At 62.0% G+C, this 11,191-nt stretch carries 10 protein-coding genes; 1 reads left to right on the top strand and 9 read right to left on the bottom strand.

The genetic code is table 11. From position 1 onward, the window contains the following. The coding region (locus VGY55_02565; GenBank protein ID HEV2968843.1) for an acyclic terpene utilization AtuA family protein at positions 1-1,333 on the top strand (1,333 nt) is incomplete at its 5' end. A gap of 28 nt (positions 1,334-1,361) precedes the next feature. Here the strand turns inward: VGY55_02565 and VGY55_02560 are convergent. From VGY55_02560 to VGY55_02520, 9 genes are all read right to left on the bottom strand, one after another. Then, the gene (locus VGY55_02560) at positions 1,362-2,510 is read right to left on the bottom strand and encodes a glycosyltransferase (GenBank protein ID HEV2968842.1); all 1,149 of its coding nucleotides are present in this window, start codon (positions 2,508-2,510) and stop codon (positions 1,362-1,364) included. A 12-nt stretch (positions 2,511-2,522) separates the two neighbouring features. Continuing rightward, complete coding sequence (locus tag VGY55_02555) at positions 2,523-3,317, bottom strand: glycosyltransferase family 2 protein (protein HEV2968841.1); 795 nt, start codon at positions 3,315-3,317, stop codon at positions 2,523-2,525. A gap of 205 nt (positions 3,318-3,522) precedes the next feature. Beyond that, the gene (gene lpxK / locus VGY55_02550; GenBank protein HEV2968840.1) at positions 3,523-4,653 is read right to left on the bottom strand and encodes a tetraacyldisaccharide 4'-kinase; all 1,131 of its coding nucleotides are present in this window, start codon (positions 4,651-4,653) and stop codon (positions 3,523-3,525) included. A 177-nt stretch (positions 4,654-4,830) separates the two neighbouring features. Beyond that, a complete protein-coding gene (locus tag VGY55_02545) occupies positions 4,831-5,931 on the bottom strand; it encodes an isocitrate/isopropylmalate dehydrogenase family protein (protein HEV2968839.1) in 1,101 nt (366 codons plus the stop codon). Positions 5,932-6,118: 187 nt separating this feature from the next. Continuing rightward, positions 6,119-6,940 carry a hypothetical protein gene (locus tag VGY55_02540; protein ID HEV2968838.1) on the bottom strand — a complete coding sequence of 274 codons (822 nt, stop codon included), beginning with the start codon at positions 6,938-6,940 and terminating at the stop codon, positions 6,119-6,121. 306 nt (positions 6,941-7,246) lie between these two features. Beyond that, the gene (locus VGY55_02535; GenBank protein ID HEV2968837.1) at positions 7,247-8,728 is read right to left on the bottom strand and encodes an NAD(P)(+) transhydrogenase (Re/Si-specific) subunit beta; all 1,482 of its coding nucleotides are present in this window, start codon (positions 8,726-8,728) and stop codon (positions 7,247-7,249) included. A gap of 28 nt (positions 8,729-8,756) precedes the next feature. After that, positions 8,757-9,110: an NAD(P) transhydrogenase subunit alpha gene (locus VGY55_02530; protein HEV2968836.1), complete on the bottom strand. Its 354-nt coding sequence runs from the start codon at positions 9,108-9,110 to the stop codon at positions 8,757-8,759. Between the two features lie 156 nt (positions 9,111-9,266). Then, entirely contained in the window at positions 9,267-9,527 is a 261-nt protein-coding gene (locus tag VGY55_02525) for a hypothetical protein (GenBank protein HEV2968835.1), read from the bottom strand. Positions 9,528-10,466: 939 nt separating this feature from the next. Beyond that, the coding region (locus VGY55_02520) for a hypothetical protein (protein HEV2968834.1) at positions 10,467-11,191 on the bottom strand (725 nt) is incomplete at its 5' end.

Genomic DNA, 11,191 nt, shown 5'->3' with positions numbered 1-11,191 from the left:
CGATAATCTCGATGCGCCGCGGCGGTTAGTCGAGGGGGCCGAGGTCGATTATCTCACGCTCGAGTATTTGGCCGAGTTGACGCTTTCGATTCTGGCACGGCTCCGCGAGAAGGACCCTGCCGCCGGGTATGCCGCGGATTTCATTAAGGTGCTTGCCAGCTTGCGCCCGGCGCTTTTGCGGCAGCCGAAGCTGCGGATCGTGACGAACGCCGGCGGGATGAATCCGCGGGCCTGCGCGCAATCGGCAGCACGCGCGCTGGCGGATGCCGGATTGACCGACCTGCCGATCGGTGTCGTCGAAGGAGACGATTTGCATAGCCGACTCGATGAGATCAAGGCCGCAGGTTGCCGATTGGAGAATCTCGAAACGGGCCAACCGCTGGCGGAACTCGAATCGCCAGTCGTCACCGCAAACGCCTACTTGGGCGCGCAGCCGATCGCTCAATCGCTATCGAGCGGGGCGCGGATCGTCATCACAGGGCGCGTCGCGGATGCCTCGCTCACCGTCGGACCCGCGGTGCATGAATTCGGCTGGTCGTGGGATGATTGGAATCGGCTGGCCGGCTCGAGCGTTGCCGGGCATTTGATCGAGTGCGGCGCCCAAGTGACCGGAGGGCTGTATCGTCACTGGCGAAACCTCGATCTAGCGAACGTCGGTTATCCTATCGCTGAACTGCACGACGATGCCACGGCCACGATCACTAAACCGTCCGGCACGGGGGGCCTCGTCAACCGCCACTCGGTCGCCGAGCAGCTTGTCTACGAGATCGGCGATCCCGCACATTACTTGACACCCGACGTCGATGTCGATTTCACCACGGTCGAAATCTCCGAAACCGGGCCGGATCGCGTTACGGTCCGAGGGGCGACGGGCCGACCGGCGCCGGACTGCCTCAAGCTATCGCTTGCCTATCGGGCCGGCTTCACCGCCAGCGGGCAATTGCTCGTTTATGGCCCCGACTGCGTGGCGAAGGCGAAGGCTTGCGGGCAAATGATCTTGGATCGGGTTGCAGCGGCCGGTTATGTGTTGGAGGCAACCTGCGTCGAATGTCTCGGCTCGGGCGACGGCGTGCCCGGATTGCAGCCGCTGCGCGCGGGTTTGCGGGAGGTGGTGCTTCGTGTTGCTGCGCGCGACCCGCGCCGCGAGGCGGTCGAACGGTTCGCGGCCGAATTCGCCCCGCTCATCACCAGCGGTCCGCCTGGCCTGGCGGGGTACGCAAGCGGCCGCAGCGCCGTCCGCCCAGTGTTCGCCTATTGGCCCGCCCTCGTGCCGCGCGAACTCGTGATTCCGCGAGTCGAGGTGCGCTCCGCGACTGATTGGCTGGGCGCGTGATCGTGGGGTGCCACTACGACAAAATGTGTCACGCGATCGCGTCGAGCGCTCGGTCGAATTCGTTTAGCCCAAACTGCCGCGTGCCGTTTAGATCGGCCAGCCTGCAATCCGAGACGATCAAATTGGCCTGTCGCAGCACTTGCGCGCTGGGCGTGACGTTGTCGAGAAGCACGAGCATTTGGAATTCGGCGCGGCCGCTGAATTGCCCCGCGCCCGGAAGTGCGAGAATCTCAACCTCCGGCCGCGTTCGCACGGCCGCTGCTTGAGCGAGGCGCTCGGTCAGCGCCCTGCCGATAGGTTGCATCAACTCAGCCAGGCGCTCGTCCGCCGCGGATCTGCCGATGATTTGAATCGCCAAATCGGCGATCGGTCGTTTCACCAGCCCGTTGCGGCAACGGGTCAATTGACCGCGGCGGAGGAAATACGGCACATTGGTCCCCTCGCGCCAAGCGGAAGTTGAGGTGGGATCGCGCGGATGCCAAAGATGATACGACCGCGTCCAATGGAGGATCGAATCGAGCCGCACGCCGGCCCGGCGCAGCCGCAGTCCCAGATCGTCGTCCTCCTGTCCCCAGCCGCAGAAATTCTCGTCGAAGCCGTTGACTCGCTCGAAATCGCTTCGCCAAACGCCAACATTATTGCCGACCAGCTTCGGCTTCCGTGAATGCCGCAGAAAACCATATAGCCGGGCCTTGCGGTGTTGGCGGGCATGGCGCTCTCGCTCGCCGTTGACGTGCCAGGCAAGGAATTCGCCGCGCTGCGCCCCGGCTTCGGTCAGCGTCTCCGAAACTTCCTTTTCGATCCGATAGCAATCGCCGAGCATCGCTCGACCGGGTCGCCGGCGCGCTAGATGAATCGCCAAATGGTCCGGCGGTAAAACGCAATCGCCATCGACGAAAAGCAGATACGGCGCCGTTGTGGCGCGCGCACCTTCGTTGCGGCAACGCGAGACTTGAAAGGCGGCGCGCTCGTGAGTCGTGAAATGGACCGGGAAATCGACCCCGCGGCGAAACCGCTCGACAATCTGAGGCGTTTCATCGGTCGAGCCATCGTCGGTGACCACCACCTCGAACTTGCCGTCGACTCCTTGCTGCCCAGCGATCGACGCCAACGCCCGCCGCAGATGCCACGGCTTCTGATAGGTTGTGACGGAGATGGCGATCTCGATATCAGGCATACGCATTTTTAATCATGCCGCGCGTCGCTCTCGCTCCGCCTCGGGGTCGGGCTGCGGCAGGGCGTGGTCGATTTCCCAGAGGCGCGCTTGTTTCAAGAAACCGGTGAAGGCCGTGAGCATGCAGATTTGCAATCCCGTCAGCCCATCGAGAAACCCCAGCCGGAAGATGTAAAGCTGAAGGAACCGTAGCGGAACGCGGAAGAACATGCCGGCGAAGCCGGCGCGGCGGCCGCGGTCGTGCAGGTCCATCGCGCCGAGACGAGTGTAGTGGGCCATCTTGGCCAGATAGCGATCGTAGTTCCAAACCGTGTAGTGCCGGAGCCTGGCCGCCAACCGCCCGTCACGCCCGGGCGAGACCGCGACGGCTTCGTGAACGCGGCGATTGGTGTAGCGGCACACGTCGCGGCGAAACAGGCGAAACACGGCGTCGCTGTTCCAGCCGCAATGGTGAACTCGCTGCCCCATGAAATAGTTCTCGCGGCCTATCCAATAACCGTCGAGTTCCGTCGGCGGATTGGCGAGGGTCAGCCGGATTTCGTCGGCCAGCTCGGGCGTCACCCGTTCGTCGGCATCGAGCACCAACACCCACGGATGCTTCGCCTGCGGGATTGCCCAATTCTTGAAATCGGAGAAATCGACCAATTCGCGCTCGACGATCCGGCAGCCCATCTCCCGCGCGATGTCTAAAGTGCCGTCCGTCGAACCCGAATCGGCCACGAGAATCTCGTCGGCGATCGACCGGGCCGACTCGATGCACGGGCGGATATTCAACCGCTCGTTCTTGGCCGGGATGAGGACAGTGAGCATGGGTCGGGGATCGGAGGTCTGAGGTCGGTCCCGTTAGCCTCGCCGCTTGCGGCGGGATATCTTCAGACGCGGTGAAAGGATACCAATGCTAGCGCGCGGTAACCAATAGCAGTCGGGCGTCGCAGCGCCTCGTGCGCCTCATTCGTTCCGGCAATTTGTGCCGTCGTCGCCGACGCTAGCAGCGTCGGCCGCGAAAAACTGGCAGCTATCGCTTGACGATTGCCAGCATCTGTTGCAAGCGAGATTCAAATGCCAACTGGCCCGTTGAGATTTGCAGGCTGATCGCGAAAGCCCATAGCGGCCGCGGACCCAAGCGATCGATTCCCAACTTGACGAGGTCTTTCTGTGTGCAGATCACTGCTTCGACGGACAAACCCGCCACCCAGTTCAAGAGCGATTCCACGTCGGCCCGCTGGTAGGCGAAGTGGTCAGGAAACTCGCGAAACGCGGACACTTGAATCCCGCACTGCTCGAGCGTCCGCCGAAATCCATCCGGATTGCCGATCCCGCAGAACGCAGCGACCGGCTTGCCCGCCAGCGCACTGAGTTCCGCCGTTACCCCACTGACCGATTGCAGCCCCCGCGGCGCATGATCGCATTCGATCCACAGTGCCGCCGGCGCATTCCGCCGCACGACCGACTTGATTCGCTCCCGCTTCGCTACATCGACCAGATTCGCTCGCGAGAGGGCGACCACGCCGGCCCGGCTCAAGCCCGAGAGCGGCTCGCGCAACATGCCGCGCGGGAAGACGTGGCCGAACCCGAACGGCTCGAGCGCATCCAACAGCACGACGTCCAGATCGCGATGAATCCGTCGATGCTGAAAGGCGTCGTCGAGCAAGATCAACTGAGACTCGAACTCCTCGATCGCCATCCGCGCCGCTGCCACGCGATCGGGGTTCTGCACGTGCGGCACGTCGGGCAGTCTCTGCTCCAATTCGAGCGCCTCATCGTTCCGCGCCCCCGCCTCCGCACCATAACCGCGGCTGATGATTGCCACTCGCACGTCCTGCGCGCGAAACCACCGGGCCAGCCATTCCACCAGCGGCGTCTTTCCGGTGCCGCCGAGTGTTAGATTCCCCACGCTCACCACCGGCACGCCCGCTCGTTCAATCGCTTTCCGCCCCCGATCGAATTGCCGATTCCGCCAGCGAATCGCAGATGTGTACGGAAACTCCGCGACTCGCAGCGCACCGCGCAGAAGCGCCGCCGCCGCGCCTCGGCGCCGCCCGCTAACCAGCTCGCGGAAGTTGGAAGGATTCAAATCGGGGGCTAGTAGAGCTTCAATGCTGCATTGATACTTTGGGGTGCCATGCCCACGGCTCGGCGTGGGCATGACCGCGGTGGCGCATGGCCACTCAGGGCAGTGGCCATGGCACCCGTCAAATCAGATTTGAAGCCGGTGTGGATTAGAGGCTGGGGACTGGACGTTCAAGCACGCTTTGCGTACTGCGGACCGATTTATGAACCCGACTCGTCAGCCGCCGATTGGCTCCGCCTCCCTGATCAACACCTAACTCTTGATCGCATCGCAGATCGCTTCCGCCATCTGTTGCGTGCCGACGGCGGTGGGGTCGTCGCGGTGGGGCTTGAGGTCGTAGGTGACGTGCTTGCCTTCGGAGATCACGGCGGCGACTGCGTTTTCGAGCCGGTCGGCGGCGGCTGGTTCGCCGAGGTGGCGGAGCATCAGCATGCCGGAGAGGATCAGGGCCGTCGGGTTCACTTTGTTCAGCCCTTTGTATCTCGGGGCGCTGCCGTGGGTCGCCTCGAACACAGCCCCTTCCGGCCCGATGTTCGCGCCGGGGGCGACGCCCAACCCGCCGACCAGCCCGGCCGCCAGATCGCTCAGCACGTCTCCGTATAGATTCGGCAGCACCAGCACATCGTACAGCTCCGGCTTTTGCACAAGCTGCATGCACATGTTGTCGACAATCCGGTCCTCGAACTGGATATCGGGATACTCGTTAGCCACTTGCCGCGAGGTTTCCAAAAACAGCCCGTCGGTAAACTTGAGGATATTCGCCTTGTGGACGCTGGTCACCTTCTTGCGGCCATTCTTGCGGGCATAGTCGAAAGCATAGCGGACGATCCGCTGCGTGGCCGAGACGCTGATCGACTTGATCGTCAGGCCGGTCTCATCCTCGCCCGTCTTGATCTTGCCCGACTTGGAATGGGCGTTGATGTATTGGATCGCCTCGGCCGTCTCGGGCTTGCCGCGCTCGAATTCGATGCCGGCATACAAGCTCTCAGTATTCTCGCGGACGATCACCAGATCGACCGGCACGCGGTCGAAGAACGTCCGCACGCCCCGATAATGCTTGCACGGGCGGAGGCAGGCGTAGAGGCCGAGCGCGTGCCGCAGGTAGACGTTGATGCTGCGGAAGCCGGTGCCGACGGGGGTCGTGATCGGGGCTTTGAGGGCACAGCGCGTCCGCTTGACGCTTTCCATCACGGCGTCTGGAAGCGGGGTGCCGGTGCGGGCCATCACGTCGATGCCCGCCTCCTGCACGTCCCAATTGAACCTTATGCCGGTGGCGTCGAGGCACTTGCGGGCCGCCTCGGCCAGTTCCGGCCCGGTCCCGTCGCCGGTAATCAAGGTCACGTCGTAGGCCATGTCGAGTCACCTGCTGGTCGAGAGTCGGCAATTGTGTAGCAGATTCTACTCGGCGATGCAGGGACTAGAAAGGGGCCGGCTGAAGTGACAAGTGGCAAGTGACATGTGGCAAGCGGGACGTAGCGGAATTCGCCAGAATTCCGAAGAGCGTGAAATGCGCATGGCGTCTGAATTCTGGCGAATTCAGCTACCGGGAATTGAGCAACTCCTCGACCAGCCGCTGAGCGTCGCTGGCGGCATTCAACATCCGCGCTTGGAACAGCCACCCGTAGGTCAGGCCTCCCGGCCTGACTCCCGACGCCTCGAAGTATTCCGATCCGAGGCACGCCACGATGGCAGCCGCGATACGGCTATTTAGATCGGCGTTCGGGCTGAGAGAGAATGGCCCTCCCCGAAAGGTCGATTGCATCGATGCGGCCAGGATTTCGCGCGCCCGTGCCGCGGCGGGCGAATTGCCCTCGTCCAGTTGGTCCTGGGCGAAGTCGCCAACTCGGGTCGGATCGTGGGCGAAATGTCGAATGTCGCAAAGCGCGGTCAGTGGAGCGAGCAACAGATCAGTCCAACGCTCGCACACGCGGCGAAGCTTGTCGAGGCGTGCAGCGGCGCTTGCTTCCCGATCGAATCCGGTCGCGATCAGATTCAACGCTCGATGCCGCGCCTCTTGATGGCCGAAGAGGATGCTCTGAGCGATCGGCTCGAGATCACTCGTCAGCTCGATTTGGTCCGACGTTGCCGCGGCGGCAGTCCATACACGGGTGAGAATCTCGCTCGTGAGGATTTCGGCGCAAATCGCGGTGCATGATCGGGCATGCGCGACGGATTTGCCGCTTCCATGGTCGTCCGAGTCGCCGGCATCCTTCAACCGCCGCGACCAACGATCGAGCCGGCACTTCGACGCGGTCCAATAGGCATCGATCCCGGCGGCGGAGATCCGCTCGCCGCGGCCAAGCAGCCCCGGGGTCTCGGCCGAAATGAGCGCGGCAAGTTCGACAAGATCACTGGCTTGCATTACCTGCACCCATGCCACGCTCCGCTGCAAGAAAAGAGGCTTGACGGGATGAACCGCCGAATACGATCAGGCAATTCAAAGCACTTGCGATGCCAAAGCAGAGATTAGCCAGTTGTGGCGGGAATTGTCCGCTTCAATCAAGGACGAGGCCGCGACTTAGCAACGTGAAGAACGAATACAGGGCCCCTTGTGGCGAGAACGGATGATGCATTTCGACAACATGCCGTTGAACGGATCGACGTTCCATGCGTGCACGCCCCGGCCACCCGCCCTCGCCCCCAGTCCCGAGTCTCCAGCCCCTTCCTCTCACGCCGCCTTCACGGCTCCCACTAGCTTCGTGAGCGACGATTTGGCGTCGCCGAACAGGATCGCGCATTTGGGGTCGTAGAATAGAGCGTTCTCGATCCCGGCAAATCCTGGGTTCATGCTCCGCTTGAGCACGATGATGTTCTTCGCGTGGTCGGCGTTGAGGATCGGCATCCCGTGGATTGGGCTGGCGGGATCGGTGCGGGCGGCGGGGTTCACTACGTCGTTTGCTCCAATCACCAGGGCCACGTCAGTGTGATTGAAGTCGCCATTGATGTCGTCCATCTCGAACAGCTTGTCGTAGGGAACATTGGCCTCGGCCAGGAGCACGTTCATGTGCCCCGGCATTCGCCCGGCGACCGGATGGATGGCGAATTTAACCTCGCCGCCGCGCTGCTCGATCTGCTCGGCCAACTCGCGGACCTCGTGCTGAGCATGGGCCACTGCCATGCCGTAGCCAGGGATGACGATGACGCTGCGGGCATAGGCCAATTGGATCGCCGCGTCGTCCACCGTGATGCTGCGGACGATCTTTCCTTCGAGCGATTCGGTCGCGCCCCCCGCCGTTCCGGCGCTGCCAAACGCCCCGAAGAGCACATTGGCGAATGAGCGGTTCATCGCACGGCTCATGAGAATCGAAAGGATGAAGCCGCTCGCCCCATCGAGCGCGCCAGCGATGATCAGCACGTTGTTCTGCAAGGCGAAGCCGGTGGCCGACGACGCCAGCCCGGCATACGAGTTCAAGAGCGAAATGACCACCGGCATGTCGGCCCCGCCGATCGGCAGCACGATCAGCACGCCAACGGCCAGCCCGATCGCGACCATCAGATAAAACAAGAACACGTGCGCGCCGGAGTCCGACGGCACAGCCACCAGCGCGACGAACAGGCAAACGGCGACGAAGAACAGCCCGATATTCGAATGATTCTGAAACCTGTACGTGATCGGCGCGCTCGGCACGAAACCTTGCAGCTTGCCGAAGGCCATGAAGCTGCCGGTTATCGTGAGCGAGCCGAACATGACCTCGAACCCCAAGGCCGCCATTTCCGAGCGCGGAATGAATCCGGCGGTGGCCAGCGTGTGCTGGTAATGCTCGATGCCGACGAGTGTCGCGGCCAGCGCCCCGAAGGCATGCGAGATGGCCGTCCGTTGCGGCACGGCCGTCATCGGCATCCAGATCGAGATCGCCGCGCCGATCCCGCCGCCAACGATCAGCCCGATAATGATCCACGTGAAGCTGACGATGTCGTGGTGCAACAGCGTGCCGATCACGGCGGCGAGCATCCCGGCTGCGGCCAGGCGCATGCCGTTGCGGGCTTTGTCCGGCGCGGTGAGTCCCTTCAGCCCCAGGATGAAGAGCGCCGAGGCGATGAGATACGCGATCTGGACGAAGTATACTTTCGCGGTGTTATCGCCGTTGCTGAAGACCGGCCCGGCAAGCAGCGTCGTGGCATCGGCAAACAGGATAAGGGGACTGCTCATAAGGTGCCGCGACGCGACGGTTCGCCGCTCACTTCTTTTCCTGTCGCTTGAACATCTTGAGCATCCGATCCGTGATCATGAACCCGCCGACGACGTTGATCGTGGCAGCGACCACGGCGACGAAGCCGAGCGTCACGCTGAGCGCCCCGCGCTCGGTCGCCCCGGCGGCGACGAGCGAACCAACCAGCGAGATGCCGGAGATGGCGTTGGTGGCCGACATCAGCGGCGTGTGCAGTAGCGACGGCACCTTCGTGATGATCTGGTAGCCGAGAAAGCCGGCGAGCAAAAAGACATACAGCTCGAGAAACGGCGTCATGTCGATGCCGCCGCCGGGCAATTCGACCGCACCGAGGCAAGGGTTGAAAAGGAGCGGCAGGCTCATTCGAGGCGGCTCACGGCAGCGGCATTCACGGGTCGGCCAGGCCGAAAAACATCGGCAAGATGACCTGCGAATGCTAACCTCGACGCCCGCCCCACGCAAGTGGCCGCCGACGCTGGGTGGTGATGGATTAAGTGTTGCTGGTGGAGGGGCGAGAATTCACGGCTTCATTCGTTCGCGGCGGAATGTCGCAAACCAGGAAACGCCAATGGCGGCAAACACAAAACCCGCATATGCGCTCCATGCAGCCGACCAGAAGCCTTGGCGGAAGCCGATGGATATGGCCGTGACAAAGCTCGCGACGGCCAGGACCGTGAAAGCCACAATTCCGAGGACACGGAAAACCGGCCTGACCTTCGGCATCGCTTCGGAGCCGTCCGGTTGCGGCTGGTTCAACTGCTGATTCGCGGGCGTGTCCATGCGCTCATTCTAGCAGATCGGCCTGGCTGAACTGGAAGCGGCGGCGGGGGGTAGTGGTCCGTTCTTGTGTACAGGGCGATTATTTTCCGGGCGAGACAGCCGCTTGGTTTGCCTTTAGCCTATCCAATTGCCATTGTAGAAGTTGCGTTTCTCTTATCATTTGATCCATTATCCGGTTTTGTCGAGCGGCGTCGAACCTTGCGCCATCGCGCTCTTGGATCAACCGCTGCCGATCTTGGACAACCCACACGGCGGCTCCGCAGAAAATCGCCAACAGCGTGACGACCACGAAAAGCGTCCGCAGGCTGAACTGGAAGCGGGGCAGTCTCATATGAGTAGCAACAGAAAAATGATGATGAACCCCACGATCCACCAGAGGGCCGGAGAGGCATCGACGAATGGGCGCCCGTCTCGGTAGTGAAAAGGGCGGCGGGGAGAGGGGGAGGCCATGAAGGGCCATTCTAGCGGATGCTGCGGCTCAAATGAATTCTTGCGTAATTCTGAACTGAGGGCTATATTTTATGTATGGCAAAAAAGAAAACCCGCCGTGGCCGTCCGAAACTCGCCAAGGGGGAAAGTCGTGCCGTGGTTCTAACCTTACGGCTCCAACCGGCAGAACACAAGGAATTGCTTGCAGCGGCTAAAAGCGCTGGCGACCGGATATCAGAATGGAGCCGTGCGGTGTTGCTCCGCACGGCTCGATCAACTATCATCGAAAACGTGGGTTCTGAGCGGAAGGCGGAGGAATCGAACCCATCCACTGCTGACACAGCGGCTCCTAGGGATGTAAAGTCCCTTTAAGTACGCCAGTACACGGACCACCTTCCCAGGTGGACCTTCCCGCCTCGCCCGGCGTCTGCTTTGCCAAAAGTAACCGGGCGGGCGGGTGTCTTTTATGCTTTGCGCTACCGGGTTCGGTCCGTGGTGCCCGTTGCGCGCTCATTTACTACCATCATTTGCCTCCTTGGTTTGTTCAGGTGATGGATTGAGAACTTCCACGTAGCGTTTCAGCCTCGCCCAAAGCTCTCGTGGCAATGGGTCTGTGGTCTCCAATCGCACTGTGCCGCCGCCTTCGCTGTAGACCCAAACATTTCCTTTCGCAGTGATTCTCTGCTCAGGCTCGTGGGTTGGTGCCGTCTGCTGCGTGGCGTTCTGATTGTCATTCGTCCTCTCTGGTGGCTGCGGCCGCGGTTCGCCCAGCGCTGCCGCATTGCACGCTGCCTCATATCTCAAAAAGCCAAGTCGGTCGATCACATTTAGTTCTGCCGCAGTGCTCGAAAAAATCTGCGCCGCGCGCATCCGCCAACTTTCCGTCACGCCCATTTGCGACAAAATGTTGGACAGGATCGAAGTGTTGGGCAGCTTGGCACCGTCCAGCCTCTTAACCAATTCGGCGAAGACTGGCGGCTCGATCATAAACGCCAATTCGGCCGATCGCGATTCGCGTTCATTTGTGGGGAAGAAGTAGCTTCTTGCGAGGGCCGTCAGTCGCGTGTCGCCGTGCCCTTCGGTAATGCCAAATATCTTGGCGCTCGCGGCAAGTAACTGGAACCCGGATGATGCCCCACTCTTTTCGAGTTCCTTTGCGATCGTTGAACGCGGCACGCCGATTCGATCGCCACCATGCTCCTTGATGACGGCCGCGAACTCGATGCACTTCCGCA

The sequence above is a fragment of the Pirellulales bacterium genome (assembly GCA_035939775.1).
GTDB lineage: Bacteria > Planctomycetota > Planctomycetia > Pirellulales > DATAWG01 > DASZFO01.
This window is presented reverse-complemented; position numbering and strand designations above follow the sequence as displayed.

What these genes read in the sequence shown, in the direction of transcription:
- VGY55_02560 (HEV2968842.1), bottom strand. Translation starts at nt 2,510, where the DNA reads ATGCCTGATATCGAGATCGCCATCTCCGTCACAACCTATCAGAAGCCG.
- VGY55_02555 (HEV2968841.1), bottom strand. Translation starts at nt 3,317, where the DNA reads ATGCTCACTGTCCTCATCCCGGCCAAGAACGAGCGGTTGAATATCCGC.
- lpxK (HEV2968840.1), bottom strand. Translation starts at nt 4,653, where the DNA reads ATGCCCACGCCGAGCCGTGGGCATGGCACCCCAAAGTATCAATGCAGC.
- VGY55_02545 (HEV2968839.1), bottom strand. Translation starts at nt 5,931, where the DNA reads ATGGCCTACGACGTGACCTTGATTACCGGCGACGGGACCGGGCCGGAA.
- VGY55_02540 (HEV2968838.1), bottom strand. Translation starts at nt 6,940, where the DNA reads ATGCAAGCCAGTGATCTTGTCGAACTTGCCGCGCTCATTTCGGCCGAG.
- VGY55_02535 (HEV2968837.1), bottom strand. Translation starts at nt 8,728, where the DNA reads ATGAGCAGTCCCCTTATCCTGTTTGCCGATGCCACGACGCTGCTTGCC.
- VGY55_02530 (HEV2968836.1), bottom strand. Translation starts at nt 9,110, where the DNA reads ATGAGCCTGCCGCTCCTTTTCAACCCTTGCCTCGGTGCGGTCGAATTG.
- VGY55_02525 (HEV2968835.1), bottom strand. Translation starts at nt 9,527, where the DNA reads ATGGACACGCCCGCGAATCAGCAGTTGAACCAGCCGCAACCGGACGGC.